This window comes from Pseudomonas sp. E45-MNA-CIBAN-0222 (assembly GCF_040310405.1).
Classification (GTDB): Bacteria; Pseudomonadota; Gammaproteobacteria; order Pseudomonadales; family Pseudomonadaceae; genus Stutzerimonas; species Stutzerimonas stutzeri_AC.
In genome coordinates this window covers 51,122-77,328 of the sequence record NZ_JBEOPU010000015.1, presented here as the reverse complement: position 1 = coordinate 77,328, position 26,207 = coordinate 51,122, and the positions used below count along the sequence as shown (strand labels likewise).

The window sequence follows — 26,207 nt, the reverse complement described above, 5'->3', positions numbered from 1 at the left end:
ACATGACTTCATACCGCACCGGTCCTGACGACCGCGGCCTGTTCGGCCGCTTCGGCGGCCAGTTCGTCGCCGAAACTCTGATGCCGCTGATCAACCAGCTGGCTGCCGAGTACGAGAAGGCCAAGAGCGATCCGGCCTTTCTCGAGGAGCTGGCTTATTTCCAGCGCGACTACATCGGCCGCGCCAGCCCGCTGTACTACGCCGAGCGCCTGACCGAGCAGTTCGGCGGGGCGAAGATCTACCTCAAGCGCGAAGACCTGAACCACACCGGCGCGCACAAGATCAACAACTGCATCGGCCAGATCCTGCTGGCCAAGCGTATGGGCAAGCAGCGCATCATCGCCGAGACCGGCGCCGGCATGCACGGAGTGGCTACCGCTACCGTGGCCGCGCGCTTCGGTATGCAGTGCGTGGTCTACATGGGCACCACCGACATCGAGCGCCAGCAGGCCAACGTCTTCCGCATGAAGCTCCTGGGCGCCGAGGTGATCCCGGTCACCGCCGGCACCGGCACGCTGAAGGACGCGATGAACGAAGCTCTGCGCGACTGGGTGACCAACGTCCACAACACCTTCTACCTGATCGGCACCGCCGCCGGCCCGCACCCCTACCCGGCCATGGTGCGCGATTTCCAGTCGGTGATCGGCAACGAAGTACGCGAGCAGATCATGCAGAAGGAAGGCCGCCTGCCCGACTCGCTGGTCGCCTGCATCGGTGGCGGTTCCAACGCCATCGGCCTATTCCACCCGTTCCTCGATGACGAGGGCGTGCAGATCGTCGGCGTCGAAGCGGCCGGTCACGGTATCGATACAGGCAAGCACGCTGCCAGCATGGCCGGCGGTGCGCCGGGCGTGCTGCACGGCAACCGCACCTTCCTCTTGCAGGATGCCGACGGCCAGATCACCGATGCGCATTCCATCTCTGCCGGCCTCGACTACCCCGGCGTAGGCCCGGAGCACGCCTGGTTGCATGAGATCAAGCGCGTCGAATACGTACCTTGCACCGATGACGAAGCCCTGGCCGCGTTCCACCAGTGCTGCCGCCTGGAAGGCATCATCCCCGCGCTGGAATCGGCCCACGCCCTGGCCGAAGCCTTCAAGCGCGCGGCGAAGCTGCCCAAGGATCACCTGATGGTGGTCAACCTCTCCGGCCGCGGCGACAAGGACATGCAAACCGTCATGCACCACTACGACGAACAGGAAGAACACATATGAGCTCGGTGAACACCCGTTTGCAGTCGCGCTTCGCACAGCTGAAGCAGGAAAACCGCGCCGCGCTGGTGACCTTCGTGACCGCCGGTGACCCGGACTACGCCACCTCGCTGGCCATCCTCAAGGGCCTGCCGGATGCCGGCGCCGACGTCATCGAGCTGGGCATGCCGTTCACCGACCCGATGGCCGACGGCCCGGCGATCCAGCTGGCCAACATCCGCGCCCTGGCGGCCAAGCAGAATCTGCCGAAAACGCTGCAGATGGTCCGCGAATTCCGCGAAACCAACAGCAGCACCCCGTTGGTATTGATGGGCTACTACAACCCGATCTTCGCGTATGGCGTCGAGCGCTTCGTCAGCGATGCAAAAGAAGCCGGAGTCGACGGCCTGATCGTCGTCGACCTGCCGCCGGAGCATAACGACGAGCTCTGCGACCCGGCCCAGAACGCCGGCATCGACTTTATCCGCCTGACCACCCCGACTACCGACGACCAGCGCCTGCCCACCGTGCTCAACGGCAGCTCGGGCTTCGTCTACTACGTCTCGGTGGCCGGCGTGACCGGGGCCGGTTCCGCCACCTTGGAACACGTGGAGGAAGCGGTGGCGCGTCTGAAGCGCCACACCGACCTGCCGGTGTGCGTCGGCTTCGGCATCCGCACGCCGGAGCAGGCCGCCGCCATCGCACGACTGACCGAAGGCGTAGTGGTGGGCTCGGCACTGATCGATCAGATCGCCAGTGCCAAGAGCCCGGAAGACGCGGTGGAAGGCGTGCTTGGCCTGTGTCGCGAGATCAGCGCCGGAGTGCGTGGCGCCCGCGGCTGAGGCCTGGTTGTCGTAACCGAAAAGCCGCTGCACCTGTGAGAGGGCAGCGGCTTTTTCGTTCGTGTACCGGCGTACGCTGCCTCAGAGTGGCGTTTCTGGTGGGCTGAAGCCCACCCTACGGGAAGCACCGGCTCTGGGCTTTGTAGGGTGGGCTTCAGCCCACTGCCCCCTTTCCCACGACCTTCCAAAGATCACCCACTTCTTACCGACAGGAGTCACCCATGGACATAACCGACCTCCCCTTTGGCACCACCGACTGGGCCACCATCGAACCCAGCGTACACGCCGGCGACACCGGCAGCGCTTACTGGCGCACCCGCCAGTTCGGCCCCATCCGCGTGCGCATGGTCGAGTACACCCCGGGTTATCTGGCGGACCATTGGTGCAGCAAGGGCCATATCCTGCTGTGCCTGGAAGGCGAACTGCACACCGAGCTTCCTGATGGTCGCCACTTCATCCTTACGCCGGGTATGAGCTATCAGGTCGCAGATGGCGCCGAGCCACATCGTTCATCTACAGAAGTGGGGGCAAAGTTGTTCGTGGTGGATTGATTGCGTCGCCTCTGCAACCTGAGGCGCACGACCCGGGATCAGCGCCTGCGATGCAGATGCGCGGCTATGCCCACGTCGCCATCGGCAGCGGAGGCGTCCCATCGCTCAGCCATCACTTCTTTTTCTTCTTTTTCAGTGCCTTCAACCGCTGCGCCGCGCGCTCTACCGTGGCCTTCTTGTCCGGGCGCTTCATGCGTTTCCATTTGCGGATCTCGTCCTTGGTGCGACCGCAGCTGGTACACAGCTCGTCGCTGAGCTTGCAGACGGAAATGCACGGATTCTCGACGTCCTTGCCCATTGTCAGTGCCGTGTCGTGGCGTTGCGGGCCAGGCGACGTTGCCAGTCACCGCCATCGTTGCGCTTGCAGGCTTCCTCGCTGTCGAAGCGCACCGCTGCAATCAGGGCAGCCATGTCGATACCCGCCTCCGCGAGCGCCGCTCGGGTGAGCGCCTGCATGCGTGCGGCCTGCCCTTCTTCAATCGCTTGAGCCCGCTGCGCCTCCGTGGCGAATATCCAGGTGACCTGCAGGCTCTCGGGGAAGCGCGTGTAATCGACCTCATGGGTGAGCCAGCTGAATCCGACGATCTCCGCCTTGGCCGCCTCGCAGGCCTCGCGCAGGCAGCTGGAAAGTTGGCGCTCCATGCGGGTCTGGTCGCGTTTGCTGAGGGGCATCGGGTCGCCTGCTGATTGATCCCGGATCGATGGGACGGTACGGCGGAGTCTAACGCGACCGAGTGGCCGGGCTGCTCCGCTTTCCGATGCGGTGCGGTGAAACCGCTAAACGGCACCCGAAGCGCTGGTTAGAAACATCGATTAAATGAGAATTATTGCTAATATCGCCGCTTCGCTGTTCGGCTGGACCCTCCTTTGCCTGCCCGCCACACAAGCCAAACCCGATATTCGCTCGAAGACTTCCACCAGCTGGGGCAGCGCTACGCCGTGCGTTACAGCCTGACCAGCGCGCAGCGGAACGATAACCCCTGCCTGGTGCAGGGCCGTATCGACGAGCACGAGGTCGGTCGCGGGATAACGCTGGTGACCTCCAAGGTGCAGACCTTCCATGGCTACCAAGCGCAATCCCTGATTCCACCCAGCCTGTCTATCGTGGTGTTGCTACAGGGGCAGGCACAGCTCAACGGCCAGCGCCCGATAGCCCTGAGCAGCGGCGACGGCGCCCTGCTGCTTTGCCAGGACGGACGCAGCCAGTCGGCTTTGCATCGAACGCAAAACGACCTGCGCGGCCTGAACCTCTCGATCAAAGATCCAGACTGCCTGGCCGACGAATACCTGGCCGAACATATGCGGCAGACACTCCGCACCCAGGGATCGCGAACGCAGCGTTGGTCACTGCCTGATCATCTGCTGCATGGCCTGGAAGCGATGGTTTCCGGCGCGTGGCAAGGCAGCTTGCAGCGATTGCTATGCGAAGGACTGGCCCTGCAGTTGCTGGCCTACGGCCTGGGTTCGCTGGAGACCCCGGAGCCTCGCTCCGGCACGCTGAGCCCGCGCGACCGAGCGTTGCTGGCGCGAGTGCGCGATCACCTGCATCAGGAGCCTGGCGCCGATCACAGCCTGCAGAACTTGGCACAACTGGCGTGCATGAGTCCCAGCGCGCTGCGCTACAAGTTCCAGCAGACCTACGGCGTCAGCGTCATGGGTTTTCTGCGTCAACGGCGCATGGAACTGGCCAGGCAGTGCCTGGAACAGGGCTGGCGCGTGCAGGAAGCCGCCCACTATGTCGGCTACCGCCATGCCAGCAATTTCGCCACGGCCTACCGACAGCACTTCGGCGTGTCACCGCGCGGCGACGCCTGAGCGGTTCCCGCACAACCCAAGCCTGCGCCCCGTCACTGCGCATAGGTTTTACGGCATCCAGCAAAGATGCGGCATCTCGCAAACAGGAATAATTCTCGCTTGATAATTATTCCATGGAGCAACACTCAATGCCGCGTGCATCATCAGCATCCCTTAAACCCCTGGCCTGGATGATGCGCGCTGCGCTGATGGGCAGTGCATTGGTTCCGCTGACGGCCAGCGCCGAAGCTGAGCCTGGAGTGGCCGGCGATGCCGTCGACACAAGCCTCACGCTCCCGGTCATGGACGTCGTCGGGCAGCGCACGCCGCAAGCGACCACGGAGGGTACGGGCAGCTACACCACCGGCGCGGTGTCGACCGCCATTGGCCTGCCACTGTCGATCCGTGAGACGCCGCAGTCGGTCAGCGTGATCACCCGCCAGCAGATCGAAGACCGTGGTCTGAGCGACACCGCCGCCATTCTCAATACCGCGCCAGGCGTATCCATGACCCGCAACGACAGCAACCGCCTGTCCTTCTCCGCGCGCGGCTTCACCATCGACAGCTTTCAGTTCGATGGCCTGCTGTCGCCGATCAGCACCTTCTGGAACTTCGGTGCCACCGATTTCGACTCGGCCATCTACGACCGCGTCGAAGTGGTTCGCGGTTCCACCGGCTTGCTGACCGGCGCCGGCAACCCATCGGCAGCGGTCAACTTCGTGCGCAAACGCCCCCTGCCGGAATTCGCCATCGGTGGCTCGATTGGTGCCGGGCGCTGGAACAAACACCGCGGCGACATCGACATCTCCACGCCGCTGAGCGCCGATGGCCGCGTTGCCGCCCGCGTGGTGGCGGCCTACTCCGAACGCGACAGCTTCATGGACAACCTGAGCCGCGACAGCGAAACCCTGTACGGCGTGATCAGTGCCGAACTGACCCCCAGGACACAAATGACCGTGAGCCTGGAGCACCAGAAGAACAACACCGATGGCATGGGCTCGGGCATTCCCATGTTCTACGCCGATGGCTCGCGCACGGACTTCGGCCGCTCCACCTCCAACAACACCAAATGGGCGTACTTCGGCACAGAGTCGAATACCGCCTTCCTCGATCTCGAACACCGCCTGGATAACGACTGGAAGTTGCGCGCCGCCTATAGCCGTACCGAAGCCGACTACGCCATGCGCTACCTGTACCGCGGCGGTTATCCGGATCGTAACAATGCCGGCATGAGCGCCGGCTTTTTCAAATACGAAGGCGAGCGCACGCGTGACGCCTGGCATCTGACGGCCAGCGGCCCGTTCCAGTTGCTGGGGCGCACCCACGAACTCGCGTTCGGCGGCATGAGTGTCGAAGATGAATTCAACGTCGATCAGTATCTGCCGATTGCCGGCACAGCTCCGACAGATGAATCCAGGCTCGACTGGACCAACGCCGGCATCGCCGAGCCGCGCTGGTCGAGCACCCGTGCCACCGGTGACGCCGCCGATATCCGCCAGACCGGCGGCTATGCGGTAACACGCCTGTCGCTGGCCGACCCACTGCACCTGATCATCGGCGCACGCGTCAGCACCTGGGAGATGCAGCAGAACTACTACGGCACCCAGCGCGACTATCGCTACAGCGACGAGATCACGCCGTATGCCGGGCTGATCTACGACCTCGACGACACCTACAGCGTCTATACGAGCTACACCAGCATCTTCAACAACCAGACGCAGAAGGCGCCTGACGGCAGCTTCCTCGACCCGGTGACCGGCGACAGCTATGAGGCAGGGATCAAGGCGAGCTATCTGCAAGGTCAACTCAACGCTGCGCTGGCGGTGTACCGCACCAAGCAGGAAGGCCTGGCCGAAGCGATACCGGGCGCTTCCGTCGAAGGCGCACCTGACCAGCAGGCCTACAAGGCTGGCAAGGGCGCGGTGGTGGATGGCTTCGACCTCGAGCTGAGCGGCGCTTTGAGCGACGCGTGGAATCTTTCGACCAGCTATACCCACTTCATCGCCCGCAACGCACAGAATCAGGCGATCAACACAACCCACCCACGCAGCCAGTTCAAGCTGTTCACCACCTACCGCCTGAGCGGTGCGCTGAACGATCTGACCCTGGGCGGCGGCGCCACCTGGCGCAGCGGCATCTCACGCGACAACACACCAAGCCCCAACGGCCCTGTCAACGTAAAGGAGGGCAGCTACACCCTGGTCGACGTGATGGCCCGCTACCAGATCAGCGAAAACCTCTCGGCCACCGCCAACCTGAACAACGTCTTCGACAAGAAGTACCTGGAGCAGATCGGCTTCTACAGCCAGCTCTGGTACGGCGAACCACGCAACCTCAGCCTGGCCCTGAACGCCAGATTCTGATCGACCGCTCCGCGCGCGGTGGGCAGGGTGGGTCTCAGCCCACCATTGGCCAGCCAGAGGGTGTGCGATCAGGCGGCCGCGCGCGTCGAGGTCACTGGGCTAACCAGGCGCGCGTCGGCAAGATGTGCGAGATCTCCATGCGCGCCCTCAACCACCTGGAATACGGCGACGGCAACGCCACGCTCAAGACGCCGGAGTTGGTGTTCATGGTGTTTGGCATGCGGATATCGCTGACACTGATGACCGGGGCGGCCGACGCACTGCCGCCTGACACTCGGTAGCCTCCGCTTCGCAGTCAGCGCGGCTCGCGAACAAACCATCGCCCATCGATGACCAATATCGACCTGCTTGATTTCGAGAGCGCCGGCCGAGGGCGTAGCATGTCCCGCACATCCCCAGTAGCCACCGAGGAGATTGTTCATGCCTGACACCCCTTACGTCCCGCCAAAGGTCTGGACCCACGACGCGCCCTCGGGCGGCAAGTTCGCCAGTATCAATGCCCCCACCGCCGGTGCGCGGCAGGAGAAGGCATTGCCGGTGGGCAAGCATCCGTTGCAGCTCTACTCGCTGGCGACGCCCAATGGCGTGAAAGCCTCGATCATGCTCGAAGAGCTGCTCGCCGCCGGCCACAAGGGCGCCGAGTACGACGCCTGGCTGATCAACATCGGTGAAGGCGACCAGTTCGGCAGCGGCTTCGTCGAAATCAACCCGAACTCGAAGATCCCCGCGCTGGCCGATCACAGCATCGCGGGCGAGCCGCTGCGGGTGTTCGAGTCCGGCTCGATCCTGGTCTACCTGGCGGAGAAGTTCGGCGCCTTCCTGCCCACGGAAATCCGCGCACGCACCGAAACGCTGAACTGGCTGTTCTGGCAGATGGGTTCGGCGCCCTTCCTCGGCGGCGGCTTCGGGCACTTCTACGCCTACGCGCCGGAGAAGTACGAGTACCCGATCAACCGCTACGCCATGGAGGTCAAGCGCCAGCTCGACGTACTCGACCGCCAGCTGGCGGAGAATCGTTACGTGGCCGGTGACGAATACACGATCGCCGACATGGCCATCTGGCCCTGGTACGGCGTGCTGGCACAGGGCGAGCTGTACGACGCCGGCGAATTCCTCTCTGTGCAGGACTATAAGCACGTGCAGCGCTGGGCCGCGGAAGTCGCCGAACGCCCGGCCGTAATCCGCGGGCGCAAGGTCAATCGCACCTGGGGCGACGAATCCGAGCAGGCGCCCGAGCGCCATAGCGCAGCCGATCTCGACTGAGCCATCCGACCGGCAGGTGGAAAACGGCAAAGCCTTTTCCACCACCGGCGCCTGCGCTAACCCCTTGGCCGCTAACCAGCTGTGTCGGTACGCAGCCTTCCGATATGCATGTGTCGACGTCTCCACAGGGCGACGTTCGCCAGTGAAGAAATGGCCGTTCTTACCGGCTCGTCATTCCGTCTCGGCCCCCCGCGCCTATCAGCAGCATTCATCCTCCATCTTCCAAGGCGCCCTCTCCCGCTAGCCAACCAGTCGCCCCGACCGCTGATCCTCCACGCTGAACTATGCCGGTGCGCTCCGACCCAATACTTCATGAGCGCCGCTTTATCCGCGCAAGACGCAGCCCGCGTCATATCCAGGACTGGTCGTCACCCGGGCAAGCGCAACGCTCGGCAACCCAGTTGTTCAACGCAACGTGAGGTGAACCATGAGACACACACTGGTAGCAGCGTTCGCAACGCTGACCGACGCCAACCGCACCCGCGGCGACCTGATGGCGCGCGGCATTCCGCGGGAACAAGTTCACGCCGTGGGCGCAGAAAGTGCCGATATCCACGCCTACGACGCGCCCTATACCACCACCCCCGACACTCCCGTGGACCGCACGCATCACGAGTCCAAGGTTGCGCACTTCTTCAAATCGCTGTTCGGCCACGAGCCCCATGAGGAACATCGCTCCTATGCCAGCGCCTATCCGGATGCGGTGCGCCGGGGCGCGCTGGTGATCGCCGTGGATGTCGACGACGAAGATCAGCTGGCGCAAGCGCGCGATGCGCTGGAATACAACGGTGCCATCGACATCAACGAGCGTGGCGGCACCGGCACGGCCGATGGCTATCCAGGGCCCACCAGCCCCTATGCCGGCGCTACCGGCGGCGATAGCCACCTTGACAAGCATTTCACCGAGCCCAGAACGGGAACCGGCGCGACGGCTGCCGGAATGCAATCGGCAAGCGAGCGTTTCGGTGAAGGCGCCGAAGTCAGCGCCGCCGGCGTAGGCCACACTACCGACCCGACCGACTACAACGACCGCAGCTCAGCCGATACCGGTCGCTATGAAATCGGCAGCGCGGCCAAACGGGCCGGGACGGACTACCCGGACACCACCGCCACCACCGTGCCGACCGGTGCAGGCAGCACCGGCCATGGCACCAGCACCGAAACGCCTGAAGTGGCGCCTGGTGTCGGCACCCGTGATGCCGGCTTATGTCGCGATCGGATCTGCGTGATTCAACGGCCAAGCTGACGTCGACTTCGCAATGATCCACGGGCCGCACAATGCGGCCCTTTTTTGCACAGCCGCGAACCAGGGCCAAGCTGGGACGGCACCCGCCGGGTGGACTTCAACCCAGCAAAACGCGCCGAAAGCCTCTGGCGGGCTGAAGCCCACCCTACCGATACGCGCTGCACCAGAGCTCCGCGCCGCAGCGCCAGCCCTGCGGCGATTGGCGCAGGGCCCAAGTGGTGAGCCTTGGAGGCGCCTGGCGTATTCTGGCGTTCCGGGTGGCCTGAACGCTGCCAAGTACGCCGAGGGCCACGCTATGGCAATCCTGAGAACCGCCTCGTCCTGCCTGACGCTTTGTCTTGTCGCTTCGAATGCCTGGGCGGCACAACCCGCCATGGAGCAGACGGAGGGCGCATCGAAGAGCGCCTTCGTCCTGCATGAAGGCGGCAATATGCACACCGATCAGGCGGCGCTGCGTGAACGTCGCGCCAGAGCCTACGAAGTGGAGCTAAGCGAAGCCGAAGACGAGCTGATGGCGGCCAAATACGCGATCACCCAGAAATACCTGGCCAAGCTGCCCGCCCATGAACGCGAGGCCATGCAGGCCGAGGTCGCCGCGCAACACGCGACCTTCGCCTACCGTTACCCCGAAGCCCATGCACGGCTGCTCCTGAGCAATCCGCACAAGGCCGAGCTCACGCCTGACTGATGGCCCCAGCACCACCGGCGTAGGGTGGAAAACGGCAACGCCTTTTCCACGCGTCTCCCATAACCGCTACGCAAAACGCGAAGAGCTCATGGCTTCTTACTTCCCGCGCCGACCATCTCCCAGCGCCCGCCGCAACCCCGCTCGACCGACCATCAATGCCAGCCCCTCCTCGACCGCACCCAGCGCCGCATTGACCATCGGCCTGGGCTGATACGACTTGCGCAGGCTCAACCCGATCTTGGATACGACCAGCGCTGCCGTCGCGCCGAGTAACGCCGGCACCAGCATCGGCTCGCGGCGCACACCTGCCAGCGCCGCTGCACTCACACCACCGGACAAGGCACGGAACATCATCGACGGCACGATGGTGCGATCCGGCGCAAAGGGCATTTTGTCGCCAATCATCTCGCTGGCCGCGAGCACTGGCAGAAAGGTCTGTGCCGTATCGGACGTGAGCAGCTGGGCTGCCTCGCCCGCACCGTCCAGATCATCCCGTTCACTCAACGCCCGGCTGACCAACGCCGGCGCCAACATGCTGCGCATGCCTGTAACCGCCCCGATTGCCAGAGCGGCCCACAACAGATTGCTGGATGTCGTCATCGTCGATTCTCCCGGTAGTTGCTAATACCGACCGACCCACCGCGGCAAGCGTTCGGCGCCAAGGGCGGGCAGCGACGGACGACACGCTACCGGCTCCATACGCCACCGCACGTCGGCTCTCGTCAGATCGCCAACGCCCCGTCATCAACCTGCCACCTGTGCTTCCTAGTTTCGGATCGACCCCACCGCCCTAAGGAAAACAACAATGCGCACTCGTCTACTGGATTGGTTGCTCGCCGCCGGCCTGATCGGCCTTGCCGCCCCGGCCCTGGCTCAAACCCAGGAACAGCCCGAGCACGGCTCTATCGAGCAGGATTACCGCGAGCAGCGGCAGGAAGGCCTGCAGGCCAGGCAGCAAGCCAGCGAACGACGCAGTTGGCGCGCCCCGGACTGGCGCCCCGAACCGACGGTGTCGGTCAATATCCTCAGCATCAACGACTTTCACGGCCAGCTGTCACCGCGCACTGTTGCCGGACGACCCGCCGGCGGCGCGGCGGTGCTCGCGTCCTACCTGAAGTCCGCCAGCCGGGAATACACGCTAATCGTCCACGATGGCGACCAGGTCGGCGGCTCACCGCCCAACTCCGCCTTGTTGCGCGACGAGCCCTCGATCAGCCTGCTGAACATGCTCGCCAATCAGTTCTGTCGCCCGTTCAGCTGGCAGATGAAGCTTCCCCGTAGCGCGCAGCCCCTTGCCCAGCAGCGCTGCAACGTTATCGGTACCCTTGGCAACCATGAATTCGACTACGGCAAGCGGGAGCTGCTACGCCAGCTGATCGGCGGCAACCACGCCAACGGGCCGTACCTCGAAGACAGCTGGCAGGGCGCGCGCTACCCCACCGTGTCGAGCAACGTCATCGACCAGTCGACCGATCAGCCGCTGCTGCCGCCCTACGCCATTTATCACGCGGGTGGCGTGCGTATTGGCGTGATCGGCGCGGCGTTGAAGGAAACCCCGACCATCGTTTCGCCCAGCGGCGTCGCCGGCCTGCGCTTCATCGACGAAGCGGCCGCGATCAATCGCTCCGTGGCCGAACTGCGCAGCCAGGGCGTGCGCGCCATCGTCGTCGCGTTGCACCAGGGCGGCCAGCAAACCAGCTACAACGGCCCGACCAAAGCCGAGGCGGACACCGTCGTTGGTCCGGTAGTCGACATCATCAAGCGCCTGGATGACGAGGTGGACGTGGTCATCTCCGGCCACGCCCATGGCTTCACCAACGCGCTGCTGCCCAACGCCAATGGCAAGCCGATCCTGGTGACCCAGGCGTTCTCGGCGGGCACCGCCTATGCCGATATCGAACTGCAGGTCAGCCGCCGCAGCCGTGACGTCGTCGAGAAGTCTGCTGCCATCCTCACCACCTGGGGCGATCAGGGCGCCGGGCTGACGCCGGACCCGCAAGTCGCCGCGCTGGTGGCCCAGGCGGACGCACGGGTCGAGCCGCTGGTAGCGCGGGTGGTCGGGCTCGCGCAAGGCGCTCTTGCCCGCAGCGAAACGCCGGCCGGTGAATCCGCGCTGGGTAATCTGATCGCCGATGCCCAGCGCGTGGCGACCAATGCGCAGATCAGCTTCATGAACCCGGGCGGCATCCGCGCCGATCTCGACAGCGGTGAAGTGACCTGGGGCGAGCTGTTCGCCATCCAGCCGTTCGCCAACGACCTGGTGTCGATGGACCTCAGCGGCGCACAGATCAAGACCCTGCTGGAACAGCAGTGGATCGGCCAGAGCTACCCGCGCCTGCTCAAGCCCTCCGGCATCCAGTACAGCTGGGCCGCTAGCCGCCCCGAAGGTAACCGCGTGATCGAAATGCGCGACGCCAGCGGCGCCCTCATCAACCCGGCGACGACCTATCGCGTCACGGTGAATTCGTTCCTGGCTGGTGGTGGCGACAACTTCAGCATCCTCACCGAAGGCACCAATCGTATCGTCGGCCCGGTGGATCTGGATGCCCTGGTGGGCTACATCGAAACCCAGCCGCAACCATTCAGCGCCAGCGTAGAAGGACGCATCCAGCGGGTGGATTGAAGAGGGACACACGAAGCCGACACCACCATGGGGTGGGCATCAGCCCACCTGCCACCCCCGCGAAGGGGCAGCGAGTTACAGCGTCATCGCCGCGTGCCCCGACCCAGAGACACGCGGCGCCCTCACCAGTGCCAAAGCCCATAGACGACCACACCAAAGCCAAAGCCCATCTGCGCCAGCAGCAGCGAGCGAATGGCGAAGGTGTAACTGATGACCCGGCTTTGCCCCAGCGCGTCAGCGGCAAACAGTCGGAAGCTCTCTGGAAACTCGGCCTCCATGTCCTTGAGCGCTGCGATGGTCAGCTGCAACAGCTGACGGCTACGCGCATCCACCAGCCAGAACACCAGCGCCAGCAGAACGGTAAAGGCGCCGAGCAGAATCAGCAGCCCCGGCGAGAACCCCCGCTCCAAGGCCGCCAACACGCCGCCATCGGCAAAGATCGCCAGCACCACGAAGAAGTTGAAGCCACGCAGACGCTGCTCGGCATTGAGCTTGAAATGCGCCCAGACAAACTCTCGACCATCCACGCGATTGCCCTCTGATGAACCAGGCTGCAGCAGCGATCACTGGAACAATGCCGCTCTCCGACCCCAGGCACTAGCGCGACCTGATACTCGCGCCGGCACTCGTTAGCGGGTTGCTGGGCTGAACAACCCTACGGAGTATTGACCACTGTAGGGTGGGCTTCAGCCCACCCTACAGTGGCCATGGAACCCCAGCGATAACGGCCCGTCAGGCAGGATCGACCAGATCCTGCCATTCCTCGTGGCGCTCGATGTACTTGGCGATGAATTCGCACTGTGGCACCACCCGCTTGTCTCGACGCCGCGCATCCTCCAGCGCGCCCCTGGCCAGCACGCTGCCGAACCCCTGCCCGGACAGGCTGGGGTCGACCTCGGTATGGGTGAAGACCATCCGCTCGCCCTCCTCGCTGTACTCGGCAAAACCGAGTGGCTGGCCATCGACCAGCAACTCATAGCGTTGCTGCGAGGCGTCGTGGCGGACGGTGGCTTGTCTATCGCTCATGGCGGACTCCCTCTCAGGTAAATGACTGCGACTAGAGGTACGAGTGGGCGCGGTGTATGAGGGTTCAGATGACGCGGACGACAAACCGGAGTGCGCCGTGCGCGTTGCTCACGACCTTGCAAGACGGCGCCATACCACCGCGGCGTTTGACGGATTGATAGGGGCTTAACAGAGCACGCGTTCGCCGCAGGCAGCGCTTGGCCCGGGGCCTGAGCCTCACTCACCGCTCGTTTGAATTTCAGCGTGACCGCCCGACAGGGCAATCGCCTGGTTATTGCTGAATGGGCGAAGCGCCAACGCATCCCCATGCTCATTCAAAACCTGTTCGACGGCCTCGTCGAACGGCGCATTTCGGTAATGCGGCAGCGGGTAGAAATCGACCAGCCCCAGGGCGGTATAGGACTCCAGATCAGGCGCGGCACTTACATCGTCCAGCGCCCGAATATATCCAATGCTCGGGGCGAGTATCGCGGAGCCGGCGGATTCGCCGATATAGCACTTCCCGGCCCTGACATGTTCCGCGATCAACCTGTCCGCGCTTGTACGCTTCAGCTCCTGCAACAGAAAGAACGTGTTGCCGCCTGACACATAGATGTAATCGCCACGTTCGAGCTTGCTGACGATCTCGTCCTGAGTTGCGGTTGAAACTTCGAGTTCATCAATCACCAGACCGGCTTTGACAAGCGCGTCCTTGGCCGCAACAAGGTAGGAATTGACCTCCTCGGCAAGGCTTGCCGTAGGAATCAACGTAACCGTCTTGCCGCTGCACTCACCTTTGGTGAACGTGACAAACAAGTCCACGACTTCAGCAAAGGAGGATGTCAGGAAAATATTCATGGTTACCTCTGCGCTCGACTGGATTTGGGCTCGCCAAACTCGCCCCTGGTTTCTGAGAAAACGGCCGGATAGCTGATACAGACATGCTGCGCTGTGGGGGAGTGCCACGAGTGCTGCACGCTTCAACAGCCTGGACGAACTCACCCGCTACCATCCCGACGCCCGCCCATATCAATCCACCCCAACAAAGCCGCCCGTCTGGTGCTGCCACAGCCGCGCATAGAGGCCACCGCGGGCGATCAGCTCGGCGTGGGTGCCGGTCTCGATCACCTGGCCTCCATCGATCACTACCAACCGGTCCATACGGGCGATGGTGGACAGCCGGTGGGCGATGGCAATCACCGTCTTGCCTTCCATCAGGGTATCCAGGCTCTCCTGAATCGCCGCCTCGACTTCCGAATCCAGCGCCGAGGTGGCTTCGTCGAGCACCAGGATCGGTGCGTCCTTGAGCAGCACCCGGGCGATGGCGATACGCTGCCGTTGCCCGCCGGAGAGTTTCACGCCGCGCTCACCAACCATGGCCTCGAAGGCCAAGCCGCCCTGACTGTCGTCCAGGGTCTTGATGAACTCGTCCGCGCGGGCCTTGCGTGCCGCGGCCCAGAGTTCTTCTTCGCTGGCGTCGGGCTTGCCGTAGCGCAGGTTGTCGCGAATGGAACGGTGCAGCAACGAGGTGTCCTGCGTCACCACGCCGATGTTGGCGCGCAGACTTTCCTGGCTGACCTCGGCGACGTTCTGCCCATCGATGAGGATGCGCCCGCTCTCCAGGTCATAGAGGCGCAGCAGCAGGTTGACCAGCGTCGACTTGCCCGCACCCGACGGCCCGACCAGACCGATCTTCTCGCCCGGGCGAATGTCGATGGTCAGCCCGCTGATCACCCCGCCCTGCTTGCCGTAGTGGAAATGCACATCCTCGAAGCGCACGCCGCCCTGCTCCACCTGCAGCGGCCTGGCGTCCTCGGGGTCGAGCACGTCACGCGGCCGGACGATGCTCTTCATGCCGTCCTGCACGGTGCCGACGTTCTCGAAGATGCCGTTGACCACCCACATGATCCACTCGGCCATGTTGTTGATGCGGATCACCAGGCCCAGCGCCAGGGCGATGGCGCCGGTGGTGATCAGCGCCTCGCTCCACAGCCACAGCGCCAGCGCGCCGGTGCCGACGATCAACAGGCCATTCAGGCAGGTGACCAGAAAATCCAGGCTGGTGATGGTGCGCGACTGCAGACGGAACTTGCCGAGCAGCTCCTGCATCGCCTCGCGGGCGTAGCTCTCCTCCTCCCGCGAATGGGCGAACAGCTTGAGCGTGGCGACGTTGCTGTAGCCGTCCACCACCCGCCCCATCACCTTCGAACGTGCCGCGGATGCCGCTGCCGAACGCGCGCGGATACGCGGCACGAAGTACCAGAGCGCGGCGCTGTAGCCGACGATCCACAGCACCAGCGGCACGATCAGGCGCAGGTCGGCGGCGGCGAACAGATACAGCGCGCTGCCGGCGTAGACCACCACATGCCACAGCGCATCGATCACCTGCATGGCTGAATCGCGCAGCGACGGCCCGGTCTGCATGACGCGCTGGGCGATGCGCCCGGCAAAGTCGTTCTGGAAGAAGTTCAGGCTCTGCTTGAGCACATAGCGGTGGTTCTGCCAACGGATCAGATTGGTCAGCCCCGGGTTGATCGCCTGATGCGTCAGCAGGTTGTGCAGGCCGAATACCAGGGGCCGGATGATCAGCGCCACCGCCGCCATCCATAGCAACTCGTTACGGTGCTCGGCGAAGAAGGTTCGTGCGTCATCGGTCGCCTGGGCCATATCAATCAACTGCCCAAGAAAGCTGAACAACGCCACCTCGATCAGCGCCGCGAAAAAGCCGACCACCAGCACAGCCGTCATTAACGGCCACACCTGCTTCAGGTAATGGGCATAGAAGCGCAGCATCCCGGCCGGCGGCGCAACGTCCGGGCTGGGCTTGAAGACATCGATCAGGTTTTCGAAACGGCTGAACAACATGGGCAACGGTCTGCTCTGGCGAGTGGGCGGGCGTTTTGGCGTGTAGCGGTCGACAGGCGTAGCCGGCCGATGGAATAGCGCCCTGAGGGGCAGGTGCTGTGTGCGAAGGCGAACCCACATGCTCTGGCACGCGGGTTACAGAATGAGGTTAGCAAGATAAGAGGTGCTTGGCGCCCTTAACAACCTCGCCGAAAGCTGTAACCGAAGAGCTGCCGTCTTTAAGACATAGGGAAAAAGCTCGAAACACAGCGCACCAATCAAACCCAGCGGCGGGACACACCGGCATGTTTTGATTGGTAGCGTATTGCCCTGTTGATAATCTCTGCCGCCGTCGCCAGCGAGGCGACCCACCCTTTTCGATGACCTGTTGTTCATTGTTCTTGCGGCAAGCCCAGGCACTACCGAAAACCTCGAATTGGAATCGACGATGACCGAGGACGCTGTAAAAAACCCAGGTACCACGGGGCTCATCCTCTCGGGCGGCGGCGCACGAGGGGCCTATCAGGTTGGTGTGTTGTCGGCCATTGCCGATCTGCTGCCCGAATCGTCAGGCAATCCGTTCCCGGTGATCGTCGGCACCTCGGCGGGCGCGATCAATGCCGTCAGCCTCGCATGCGGCGCCCTGCATTTTCGCGAGGCGGTGCGGCGGTTGAGCACCGTGTGGCGCAGCTTTCATACCGATCAGGTGTACCGCAGCGACTGGCCGGGCGTGTTGCGCCAGGCCAGCCGTTTCCTCGGCCACAGCGTGCTCGGTATCGGCAAGCAGGTGCCTGTAGCGCTGCTCGACAGTTCGCCATTGGCAAGGCTGCTGGAGCGCGAACTGGATTTTTCCGGCATCGCCGCGGCAATGCGCCATCGGCAACTGCGCGCGATAGCGGTGACGGCATTCGGCTACGAGTCGGCCGAGGCGGTGACGTTCTATCAGGGACATGCGGCCATCGACCCATGGCTGCGCCATCGTCGGGTGGGGGTGCCGACCCGCCTGGCAATACCCCATTTGCTGGCCAGCACTGCCATTCCGCTGATCTTCGAGCCGGTAAAGATCAACCGCGAGTATTTTGGCGATGGCGCGGTACGCCAGACCGCACCCATCAGCCCCGCCCTGCACCTGGGCGCCACGCGCGTGCTGGTGGTCGGGGTCAGTGGCAACCCGGTGGACGACCAGAGCAAGACCGCGCCAACACCAAGGCCGACAGGCGCCATCCCGAGCCTGGCGCAAATCTCCGGACACATGCTCAACAGCACCTTCATCGACAACGTCGAGACGGATATCGAGCTGCTGGAGCGTCTCAATCTGCTGGGGCAACTGGTGCCTGTCGAACAGCGCAAGCGTGCCTATGGCCTGACACCCGTCGAGGTACTGGTGATATCCCCCAGCCAGCCGCTGGACAATATCGCCGCCCGCCATCGGAAAGAACTGCCCGCAGCCATGCGGCTGTTCCTGCGCGGCCCTGGCGGCACGCGCGAAGGCGGCGGTGGGCTGTTGAGTTACCTGTTGTTCGAACCCGGCTACTGCAGTGACCTGATCGAACTGGGTTACCAGGACGCCATGGCCAAGCAAGCCGAGCTCAGGGCCTTTCTAAGGCTCGACTGCCCAGAGCGCGCGTAGCCAAGGCTTACATAGCGCCCAGCGCCCTTCAGCGGTGACCAGTGAGTGGTGAATCTCGCGTGGACAAGCAAAGCGTTGTCCACCCTACGCCACCAAACCTGCCTGCTCCACCAAGCCTCGGCGTTGCGTAGGGTGGGCACGACGAAGCCTTTCCACGCGTTACGTCAAATACCCCGCCACTTCTGCCGATCAACATCCATTACAAAAAACCGCATGACTGTGCGGATAATTAGCCCGGCGCGCACGCCTGGATGAAAATCCTCACGACCGTGAGGACTCTTTGAAAAATGCTGCCCTGCCAACTACTATCCGCACGAGCATGTGGATTTCTTCCGCTATCCACGGCGATCAGTCTGCGAGGCGACAGGGGCTTCATGAAGATCGATATCAAATCCGCTGAGCAAGTTGGTGCGGTCATTAGAGCGAGCCGCAAGGCCATGCACATCCGGCAGGACGATGCGGCGGGCATCATCGGCGTGTCCGAAAACTTCCTCGGGAAGGTGGAGCGCGGTGGGGAAACCGTGCAATGGGGCAAGCTGTTCCAGGTCCTGCAGGAACTGGGACTGAATGTCACCATCGAGGTACCCGAACCCTTCGCCGACGCCATCTCCAAGCGGCTGGCAGACACGCAGAACAAGACGCGGGCCGACCAGAACAAGTCGGCCGCTTCCGACAGTGATACACCCAGGCGCGAGGCGAACTGATGGAACGGTCGCTCCATGTCTGGATCAACCAAACGCCCCTGGGCGTCCTGCGCGAGCGCAACGGCCTTTGGGCTTTCCGCTATGACGAGCAGTGGCTGGCCGCCCCCTTGGCGCACCCCTTGTGCCCGCTACTGCCCTTGCAGGCCGAAGAGCACTTCGACGGCTCTACCGTCCGCCCGGTGCAGTGGTATTTCGACAATCTGCTGCCCGAAGAAGGTCAGCGACAGCTGATGGCAAAGGCCGCAGGCGCGGCGATTGAGGATGCCTTTGCGCTGCTGCAGCATTTCGGTGCGGAGTCGGCAGGCTCCCTCACATTGCTGCCACCCGGGCAAGAGCCTGCCCCTGGGAGCACTCAGTTGCTGGCCGATGCCGAACTATCGACGCGCATACTGGCGATGCCGAAGATTCCTCTGGCCGAGCGCGCCGCCAAGAAAATGTCCCTCGCGGGTGCTCAACACAAGGTGGCCATCATCTACAGAAATGGCCAGCTATTTGAGCCCACTGGCAGCGAGCCCTCGACCCACATACTCAAGCCCGATCACCCAGACGACGCCTGGCCGCACACCGTGATCAACGAATGGTTCGTGATGAGCCTGGCCGAGCGGGTTGGCTTGCCTGTACCCCGGGTGCACCGCGTGTATGTACCGCAGCCGGTTTACCTGATCGAGCGTTTTGACCGCGTGGAGCGGGAGCAGCACTGGAGCCGCCTTCACTGTATCGACGCATGCCAGCTGGACGGCCTGTCCAGAGAATTCAAATACAGCGCAGGCAGCATTGAGCGAATTGCAGATCTGGCCAACCGGTGTCGACCGGCGGCACTGGCCAGGCTGCACCTGTTCCAGTGGCTGATCTTCAACGTGCTGGTAGGCAATGAGGACGCCCACCTGAAAAACCTCAGCTTCCTGATGTCCGCCAACGGCGTGCACCTATCGCCCTTCTACGACCTGCTGTGCACGGCGGTCTACGGCACCCGGGCCTGCGATCGGGATCAGTGGCCTGAACAGGCCACTCTGGCCTGGCCAGTGCTTGGCACTCAGCGCCTGACCGCAATCACCGCACCATTGCTCGTGACCGCGGGCGAGGCCATGGGCATCAAGCCAACCACCGCCCGCGACACCCTCAGCAAGCTGTTAGGCAGGGTGCGCATGGAAGCACCGAAGCTGTTGAATGAGGTGATGCAGCAGAACGAAGAACTTCTGGTGCAGCGTCCGGAGCTCGGTGCCACGCTGGCTGGAGAGGTAAGGCTATTGAGGAGCATCAATGCCATCGTCATCCGCGAAATGACGGCGCAGCTGGAAGGGCATTAGTGAGATCTGTGCAAGAAAGGGAACGCTTCATTCATTAGAGCTGGCACGATCAGAACGATAGATCTGCCACCTTTCGTATTCAGCATGTCGGCTGGACGCCCGAACCCGCCAGCGTTTCGCAAACCACATGCCCTCTATTCGCATTTGGTGGACAAGCGCAGCGTTGTCCACCCTACGCCACTCCGCCCCCTCCACCGACGCCGCGCACCGCGTAGGGTGGAAAACGGCGAAGCCTTTTCCACGCGTTACGCCCAGGCTACCTCGCTGCCGTGGGGTCAATCTCCTACTGCACAGCTTTGTGGCAAACAGCTTCGATGTTGTGCCCGTCTGGACCGACGATGAAAGCTCCGTAGTAATTCGGATGATAGTGGGGCCTCAAGCCAGGAGCGCCGTTATCTTTACCACCCGCGGCGAGCGCGGCCTTGTGGAACGCGTCGACCTCGGCGCGCGAGTCGGCGGCTATGGCGATATGGAGGCTGGCCGGCACGTCCTTCGTTTCATACAGCCACATTGACGGCTTGCCGTTGCGTCCTAACCCAATGCCGTGTGGTCCTTCCATAGCTACCGATACACCAAGCGGCGCAAGCGAGCTGAGATAGAACGCCTTGCTCTCCGCGAAGTTAGTGACTCCGAAACCGACGTGGTCAAACATTATTTATCTCCGATGAGGGTACGCCGCAAACAAGTGATAGGAATGGCTACGAACCTAATGCCCGCCATCACCAGCTAGTTACCATAGCGAAGCATAGTTTTGACCGTCGGCAGATGAAATTATGATCTTTTCTTTTTCATCAAACACTTACTTAATAGCGCGGTAAATGCAGCCCAGAAACCGTGTTAATCAAATCACGAAGGATTGCTGACCAGCGCATATAGCCTAACGATTTAAAATCATCTCGCAGGTCCAAACCTCCATCCCTCCTGCGGCCAGGAACACCGGAAACAAAGCCAAATATCAATTTTTCCACGACGCCAAATGAATACCGCCAAGAAGAAGACCAACAAACCTACATGTACATGAATCGCATCTTTGGAAAGCGTCAGAACGTCCAGAATAATTAGCTTAAAACTCTGATATCCGGAACTTTCCATAATTTCATCTACTTGTAGGTGGCAATGGACTCTCCCTGCTCCACGTTTCTTCTACAACACCGTGATAGCTGTTCGCTTGGAGAGGTACGATGAAACGCATAGCGATTGATTTGGCCAAGTCCGTTTACCAAGTTGTCTGGATACGGCCAAACCACGGTCAAACTCTCCTAGAAAGCGTGGTCTGTCCCCTATTACACCTATTACAAGAGGCGGTGACCCGCGTCTTTCAGGGCATACACGGCATTTTCGAGATTCATCGATTTGACCAAGATGTAGTCGGTATCGAACGTGCTCACCGCGAAAATGCCAATACCGACAGCCGCGAGCGGATCAAGCAAGGAGGCCAGGACACCCGTCTGATCAAAAGCGAACGGACCTTGCACCTTGATCGCGCACCAACCGCTGTCCACTCGGGGCAACCCGGCCGCGACACCCTCTGCGCAGACGATGGACAGTTCATCCTCCGTCCGGGTGATAGACAGAAAGCCCGGTGACACCAACACCGCGCTCGGCAGCTCAGCACCAGGCTCCAACCGTGCGATCGCGAAGCTTTGCGGGAGTATGGAAAAGGATTGAGTCATGCAATGTCACTCATGGGTAGAGAGGACGTGGCGCTAGCGACGCTGACCTCAGAATGTTAAGTGAAAAAATAAATCTGTCCCCTTTTTTCCCGAGCATTGCGTAGGGTGGAAAACGGCGCAGCCTTTTCCACGCGCCGCCTCCAGGCTAGCTCGCCGTCCTTCCGGGACTGAGGGAGAAGGGAAGGCTCATATCGGGTCATCCTTTTGCCCGAGCAAGTCGTGGCCAACTTTTCAACGTCATTCCACGCGTTTCAAAAGGGCTTCGACATGAAGCTCGTCGAAATCTTGGATCTCTGCGAGCTAAATGAATTGAGTACGCTTGAACGATGCCCAGTGCTCATCGAACCGTTCCTCGCCGCCCGTCGTTATCGGGATTTAAGTAAGTTTTTACCCAGGTGGACGGAGCAGCCAAGCGACGCTAAGGTCACTTTCCAATGTAACGAGGTTGGAGGTTTCAGCCTCAACTCGACACGAATGGACCGATCAGCACCGAATGAAAAGCACCCGCCACGCCTGTCCTGAATGCGGCTCGAATGCTACGAAAAAGTGTGACGTTCTCTACGAGCAATCAATAAATGAGAGCTCGCAACATGACTCGCAACGTTCATTTGGAAAACGCGCCGCACCACCCACAATTATGTCTTCGTTGATTCCTTTCACGATGATGGTAGTCGGCGCTGGCCTTCTGTTCGACAACGGAATTTTCATTGGATTAATGCTAATAGCCGGTGGCGCTTATCTATACCACCGGCACGCCAAATATAAGCCCATTTACGAAGAAAACTTGGCGCTATATAACCGACTATGGATCTGTACTGACTGTGGCCATGTATACGAGGTCGACAACTAACTGCGGTAGTGAACAGACTTAGTTATCCGGGCCTGACCAGAAGAGCCTCATTCCCCTTCCTGCTCAAGGACGCGCATCGCAACAAGCCTCCAATCACCGGTATGCTTCAGCCATGCGTTTCCATATCGCCAATCAATGAACAGACCCAGCACTGACCGCGACTGGTTTGCGCGCGCCGCCCCGTCGACCAAAATGGAGCGAGAAAACAAAGGGGACAGATTGATTTAACTGGCATAACCTACCAGTCGGAAAAAATAAATCTGTCCCCTTTTTGCCCTTTTTGGCTCAGTTCGGACCAAAGAGGATTTAGCCCCTTTGATTCCATTGCTGTTCCATAGTCCTGAAAGCTGTTTTTGCTAATGACATTTTGGCTTGCCCAGCTTGCTTCGCATTCTTCAAAACCCAAATTAATCCTCGCGTACTTACGATGCGCATTGGCCTTATGTGTCCTTGCTGGCACCTTGGGCACTCAAGGGGCATGAGCATTACCTCTAACGTAGAGCTAACCGGCGCTGCGCCGCTTTGTGGCGCAGCGTCCAGCGACCGAAGGGAGCGAGGTTGAGCGCCATGTTAGGAACCTTTGCCATCAAGTTGCTCTCGCATTGTTTGCAGGAAGACCCCCCAAACGACAAAGCTGTAAAACCAGAAAGAATTCACGGCTTTTATTTGCGGAAAGGTTTCAGCGGCAAATATGCCAAATAGCGCGAAACCGATAAGAACGACCGAGGTAACTTGAAGGAATGGAAAATTAACTTGGCTGTGAGCGTAGGCAACAATGCCGTACGCCAGTGCAGCGAAGAAAGAAACCCAGAGCGACTTTAGAACGAAGATCAGGATCAAGCGATTGAGTTGTATGTTCTCGGGAAGGTCAGTGGCGACACCAAACCAAATGCTCCCGTCCCAGCTTATGTTTGCGCCCGTTTGCAGAATGTAGGCAACGCAGAGTAAGGGGAGCGCCAATAGGGAGCTTATGCCTTTGATGCTCGATATATCAGTGATCTTTGGGATGGCGTCCATATTGGTTCCTAACGTTTGGTTAAGGGGCGGGCTTTAGCCCGTCCCAGCGAACGAAGTGAGCGGCCTCAACTTGTAGTTAGACGGCGTAACCGCCATTTTTTGATTGGCCTGGATAGGTTAGGACCTACGCTCACAATATTGAATGCTCATTTTGCTGAAGTCATCACGCCAATCTCCGATGCCATGCAGCGCCTGTAGGGCCTTCTGATATCCAATTGGCGCTCTGGACCACGGAAGATCATAAGCTTTTAAATCTTCGTCCGTGGCGACTCGCAATGTATTTTCAAAGTAATCTTTAACCACATACTGTCCGTCACTTAGAATTTTAAAGTTAGGCCATGGTAAGTGATCATAGCGAGGCGCTCTATTGCCCTTGACCATCCAGAGTCCGTGCCAAATAAGTGCATCATTTGACTGGCCTAGGAATGCAACCGGCGACGTTAATACTGCATCAAGGTCGTAATTTTCAGCTTTTGCAAAAGCATTTTGGAAAACAATAAGGTCCAGAGCGTGCTTTCTTTTGACAACGTGTGCGAAACCGACCCTAGATTCATCTATCGGGATTTCGACCACGTCTCCACTATTTACCCTAATCTTCTTTGTCATGCTGCTTTTCGGCTAACTATAATTAGAACACCAATTGGTGTATAAGACGCCCAGCGGGCGTGGTGTATAACATTCTCTTCGTTATGCACAGAACTGCTCTAGCTTGGGCAATGCAACGATATTAGCGCTCGTATTGCTTTTTATGCACCACAGCTTTCGCTCGGGTGCAGGCCCTGCTGCGCGTGATGGCACGTTAGCTAGAGGCGTCGTGCCGGTAAAGCGCGAGACGGCTTAATCCTCACGTTTTGTGCTGCTACCTGATGGCCGGTCATTCGCGCCATTTGCACTTTCCCCCCACCTACCCTGTCCACCCCTGCATGGCTCATTTGCGGAGGTGATCGTGGAAGGTATGTTTTTCAGTAATGGAACGACGCTGATACGCACGCTGGTGGTGGGCGTGCTGGCCTATATCAGTCTGGTGTTGCTGTTGCGCCTGTCGGGGCGGCGGACGTTGTCGAAGATGAATGCCTTCGATCTGGTGGTGACGGTGGCGCTGGGTTCGACCTTCGCGACGATTCTGCTGAACCGCGATGTGTCATTGGCCGAGGGGGTGTTGGCGCTTGCGCTGTTGATCGGGCTGCAGTACGCGGTCACCTGGTCCAGCGTGCGCGCCGCCTGGATTCGCAAGCTGGTCACCGGCGAGCCAGCGTTGCTGTTCTATCGCGGGCGCTTTCTCGATGATGCGTTGCGTGCAGCGCGGGTGACCGAGGATGAAGTGCGCGCCGCCGTGCGCCGCCGTGCGCAGCCAGGGGCTGGCGGCGCTGGATGGCATCGAGGCGGTGGTGCTGGAGACCGATGGCAGCTTCAGCGTGATCACTGACGGCCCAGGCGACAGCCGTTCCACGCTGGCCGGGGTGCACGTGCCGGAGGCAGACGAAAGCGGCGTCTGAGCGTGCCGCGCAGCGTCACCGGTTGGCAGCGCGGCTGTGCGCGTCCGGTTGATGATTTGCGGCTTCCCCGCCAGACTCATGCGCAACACCACCGTATCCGCCGAAGAGCAGCGCGGCTGATTTCGGGCAGGCCTGCGGCCTGCAATCGCCGCGAGGGCGCGCCTACCACGGGTCCGGCGTGCACCTGCTGCTTTCGTGGGCGCGCGCCCACCTTTGATGCGATTCAATAATGAAAACCAACCTCGACGAAATGCTCGCCTTTGTCAGCGTGGTCGACAGCGGCTCGATCAGCGCTGCAGCCGTGCAGCTGGAACAGACCGCTTCGGGCGTCAGCCGGGCGTTGAGTCGCCTGGAGGAAAAGCTGGCGGTGACGCTGTTGCGCCGCACCACGCGGCGCCTTGAGCTGACCGAGGAAGGCGCGGCGTTTCTTGCCCAGGCGCGGCGGATTCTGGCCAGTGTGGAGGAAGCCGAGGAGCAGATGGCGCTGCGGCGGCAGGCGCCGGCCGGGCGCTTGCGAGTCAATACCGCGTCGCCGTTCATGCTGCATGTGCTCGCGCCGCTGATTGGTGACTTTCGGGCGCGCTATCCGCTGATCGAGCTGGAGCTGCACAGCGACGACCGCATTGTCGATCTGCTGGAGCGGCGCATCGATCTGGCCATCCGCATCGGCCCGCTGCCCGATTCAAGCCTGCATGCGCGGCCGCTGTGCCACACCATGCGCCGGGTAATGGCGAGCCCGGCCTATCTGACGCGGCATGGCATGCCGCAGCAAGTCGAAGACCTGGCGGAACACAGCCTGATCGGCTTTACCGAGCCGGACCGGCTCAACGACTGGCCGCTGCGCCATGCGCTCGGTGAAAGCTGGCGAATCACCCCGGCGTTGCGTGCCTCCAGCGGTGATACGGTGCGTGAGCTGGCGCTGGCCGGCGAGGGACTGGCGTGCCTGTCGGACTTCATGACCGAGAAGGATCGCCAGCGCGGCGATCTGGTGGAGGTGCTGGCGGCGCAGCGGGTCGACGTGCGCCAGCCGATCAACGCGGTGTATTACCGCAACAGCGCACTCGCCTCGCGCATCACCTGCTTTCTGGATTTTCTGAGTGAGCGCCTAGGCGCTCATTGAC

Annotated in this window: 25 protein-coding genes and 1 pseudogene; 15 read left to right on the top strand and 11 right to left on the bottom strand. The window is 61.6% G+C overall.

The genetic code is table 11. From position 1 onward, the window contains the following. Positions 1–2: 2 nt before the first annotated feature. The 3 genes from trpB (at position 3) to AAEZ08_RS19730 (ending at position 2,583) form a co-directional block, all read left to right on the top strand. On the top strand, positions 3–1,214 hold the full coding sequence (trpB, locus tag AAEZ08_RS19740; RefSeq protein WP_483031305.1) for a tryptophan synthase subunit beta: 1,212 nt from the start codon (positions 3–5) through the stop codon (positions 1,212–1,214). Beyond that, entirely contained in the window at positions 1,211–2,032 is an 822-nt protein-coding gene (trpA, locus tag AAEZ08_RS19735; protein WP_500124975.1) for a tryptophan synthase subunit alpha, read from the top strand. The genes trpB and trpA overlap by 4 nt, the downstream gene beginning before the upstream one ends. Before the next feature lie 221 nt (positions 2,033–2,253). Next, on the top strand, positions 2,254–2,583 hold the full coding sequence (locus AAEZ08_RS19730; RefSeq protein WP_500124974.1) for a DHCW motif cupin fold protein: 330 nt from the start codon (positions 2,254–2,256) through the stop codon (positions 2,581–2,583). 112 nt (positions 2,584–2,695) lie between these two features. Here the strand turns inward: AAEZ08_RS19730 and AAEZ08_RS19725 are convergent, their stop codons facing one another. Continuing rightward, on the bottom strand, positions 2,696–2,881 hold the full coding sequence (locus AAEZ08_RS19725; protein ID WP_003284381.1) for a DUF1289 domain-containing protein: 186 nt from the start codon (positions 2,879–2,881) through the stop codon (positions 2,696–2,698). 2 nt (positions 2,882–2,883) lie between these two features. Further along, entirely contained in the window at positions 2,884–3,255 is a 372-nt protein-coding gene (locus AAEZ08_RS19720; RefSeq protein ID WP_427703575.1) for a hypothetical protein, read from the bottom strand. A 195-nt stretch (positions 3,256–3,450) separates the two neighbouring features. On the opposite strand from AAEZ08_RS19720, the gene AAEZ08_RS19715 reads away from it, so the two are divergent. The 6 genes from AAEZ08_RS19715 (at position 3,451) to AAEZ08_RS19690 (ending at position 9,937) form a co-directional block, all read left to right on the top strand. Continuing rightward, entirely contained in the window at positions 3,451–4,398 is a 948-nt protein-coding gene (locus tag AAEZ08_RS19715) for a helix-turn-helix transcriptional regulator (RefSeq protein ID WP_500124973.1), read from the top strand. A 128-nt stretch (positions 4,399–4,526) separates the two neighbouring features. Further along, the gene (fauA, locus tag AAEZ08_RS19710; RefSeq protein ID WP_500124972.1) at positions 4,527–6,740 is read left to right on the top strand and encodes a TonB-dependent alcaligin siderophore receptor FauA; all 2,214 of its coding nucleotides are present in this window, start codon (positions 4,527–4,529) and stop codon (positions 6,738–6,740) included. A 137-nt stretch (positions 6,741–6,877) separates the two neighbouring features. Next, positions 6,878–7,021, top strand: a complete 144-nt coding sequence (locus tag AAEZ08_RS19705) for a hypothetical protein (RefSeq protein WP_228481853.1) — start codon at positions 6,878–6,880, stop codon at positions 7,019–7,021. Positions 7,022–7,160: 139 nt separating this feature from the next. Further along, the gene (gene yghU / locus AAEZ08_RS19700) at positions 7,161–8,003 is read left to right on the top strand and encodes a glutathione-dependent disulfide-bond oxidoreductase (protein WP_181067467.1); all 843 of its coding nucleotides are present in this window, start codon (positions 7,161–7,163) and stop codon (positions 8,001–8,003) included. Positions 8,004–8,430: 427 nt separating this feature from the next. Then, positions 8,431–9,249: a hypothetical protein gene (locus AAEZ08_RS19695; RefSeq protein WP_427703571.1), complete on the top strand. Its 819-nt coding sequence runs from the start codon at positions 8,431–8,433 to the stop codon at positions 9,247–9,249. Between the two features lie 295 nt (positions 9,250–9,544). Continuing rightward, positions 9,545–9,937, top strand: coding sequence for a hypothetical protein (locus AAEZ08_RS19690; protein WP_483031313.1), 393 nt, complete (start codon positions 9,545–9,547; stop codon positions 9,935–9,937). Between the two features lie 96 nt (positions 9,938–10,033). Here the strand turns inward: AAEZ08_RS19690 and AAEZ08_RS19685 are convergent, their stop codons facing one another. Further along, positions 10,034–10,537 carry a DUF4126 family protein gene (locus AAEZ08_RS19685; protein WP_500124971.1) on the bottom strand — a complete coding sequence of 168 codons (504 nt, stop codon included), beginning with the start codon at positions 10,535–10,537 and terminating at the stop codon, positions 10,034–10,036. Between the two features lie 205 nt (positions 10,538–10,742). On the opposite strand from AAEZ08_RS19685, the gene AAEZ08_RS19680 reads away from it, so the two are divergent. Continuing rightward, a complete protein-coding gene (locus AAEZ08_RS19680; protein WP_500124970.1) occupies positions 10,743–12,560 on the top strand; it encodes a bifunctional metallophosphatase/5'-nucleotidase in 1,818 nt (605 codons plus the stop codon). 122 nt (positions 12,561–12,682) lie between these two features. Here the strand turns inward: AAEZ08_RS19680 and AAEZ08_RS19675 are convergent, their stop codons facing one another. The 4 genes from AAEZ08_RS19675 to AAEZ08_RS19660 all read right to left on the bottom strand — a co-directional run bounded on the left by AAEZ08_RS19675 (position 12,683) and on the right by AAEZ08_RS19660 (position 16,430). After that, on the bottom strand, positions 12,683–13,087 hold the full coding sequence (locus tag AAEZ08_RS19675) for a hypothetical protein (protein ID WP_003284365.1): 405 nt from the start codon (positions 13,085–13,087) through the stop codon (positions 12,683–12,685). Between the two features lie 205 nt (positions 13,088–13,292). Beyond that, a complete protein-coding gene (locus AAEZ08_RS19670) occupies positions 13,293–13,586 on the bottom strand; it encodes a GNAT family N-acetyltransferase (protein ID WP_003284364.1) in 294 nt (97 codons plus the stop codon). Positions 13,587–13,802: 216 nt separating this feature from the next. Next, a complete protein-coding gene (locus AAEZ08_RS19665; RefSeq protein ID WP_500124969.1) occupies positions 13,803–14,423 on the bottom strand; it encodes a Type 1 glutamine amidotransferase-like domain-containing protein in 621 nt (206 codons plus the stop codon). A 171-nt stretch (positions 14,424–14,594) separates the two neighbouring features. Next, positions 14,595–16,430, bottom strand: a complete 1,836-nt coding sequence (locus AAEZ08_RS19660) for an ABC transporter ATP-binding protein (RefSeq protein WP_500124968.1) — start codon at positions 16,428–16,430, stop codon at positions 14,595–14,597. A gap of 427 nt (positions 16,431–16,857) precedes the next feature. On the opposite strand from AAEZ08_RS19660, the gene AAEZ08_RS19655 reads away from it, so the two are divergent. From AAEZ08_RS19655 to AAEZ08_RS19645, 3 genes are all read left to right on the top strand, one after another. Beyond that, positions 16,858–18,039 carry a patatin-like phospholipase family protein gene (locus tag AAEZ08_RS19655; RefSeq protein WP_102821162.1) on the top strand — a complete coding sequence of 394 codons (1,182 nt, stop codon included), beginning with the start codon at positions 16,858–16,860 and terminating at the stop codon, positions 18,037–18,039. Positions 18,040–18,413: 374 nt separating this feature from the next. Continuing rightward, positions 18,414–18,743: a helix-turn-helix domain-containing protein gene (locus AAEZ08_RS19650; RefSeq protein ID WP_058065422.1), complete on the top strand. Its 330-nt coding sequence runs from the start codon at positions 18,414–18,416 to the stop codon at positions 18,741–18,743. Then, positions 18,743–20,050, top strand: a complete 1,308-nt coding sequence (locus AAEZ08_RS19645; protein WP_482694738.1) for a HipA domain-containing protein — start codon at positions 18,743–18,745, stop codon at positions 20,048–20,050. The genes AAEZ08_RS19650 and AAEZ08_RS19645 overlap by 1 nt, the downstream gene beginning before the upstream one ends. 283 nt (positions 20,051–20,333) lie before the next feature. On the opposite strand, the gene AAEZ08_RS19640 is transcribed toward AAEZ08_RS19645, so the two are convergent. The 4 genes from AAEZ08_RS19640 to AAEZ08_RS19625 form a co-directional block, all read right to left on the bottom strand. Continuing rightward, a complete protein-coding gene (locus tag AAEZ08_RS19640; protein WP_500124967.1) occupies positions 20,334–20,702 on the bottom strand; it encodes a VOC family protein in 369 nt (122 codons plus the stop codon). A gap of 640 nt (positions 20,703–21,342) precedes the next feature. Next, positions 21,343–21,723 carry an ACT domain-containing protein gene (locus AAEZ08_RS19635; RefSeq protein ID WP_500124966.1) on the bottom strand — a complete coding sequence of 127 codons (381 nt, stop codon included), beginning with the start codon at positions 21,721–21,723 and terminating at the stop codon, positions 21,343–21,345. 1,420 nt (positions 21,724–23,143) lie between these two features. Beyond that, entirely contained in the window at positions 23,144–23,590 is a 447-nt protein-coding gene (locus tag AAEZ08_RS19630; protein WP_427703560.1) for a hypothetical protein, read from the bottom strand. 117 nt (positions 23,591–23,707) lie between these two features. Further along, the gene (locus AAEZ08_RS19625) at positions 23,708–24,196 is read right to left on the bottom strand and encodes an Imm26 family immunity protein (protein WP_500124965.1); all 489 of its coding nucleotides are present in this window, start codon (positions 24,194–24,196) and stop codon (positions 23,708–23,710) included. A 340-nt stretch (positions 24,197–24,536) separates the two neighbouring features. Here AAEZ08_RS19625 and AAEZ08_RS19620 point away from each other — a divergent pair. Both AAEZ08_RS19620 and AAEZ08_RS19615 read left to right on the top strand, forming a co-directional pair. Next, positions 24,537–25,086, top strand: a pseudogene (locus AAEZ08_RS19620) (DUF421 domain-containing protein). A gap of 229 nt (positions 25,087–25,315) precedes the next feature. Next, a complete protein-coding gene (locus AAEZ08_RS19615) occupies positions 25,316–26,206 on the top strand; it encodes a LysR substrate-binding domain-containing protein (RefSeq protein ID WP_500124964.1) in 891 nt (296 codons plus the stop codon). Position 26,207 lies beyond the last annotated feature (1 nt).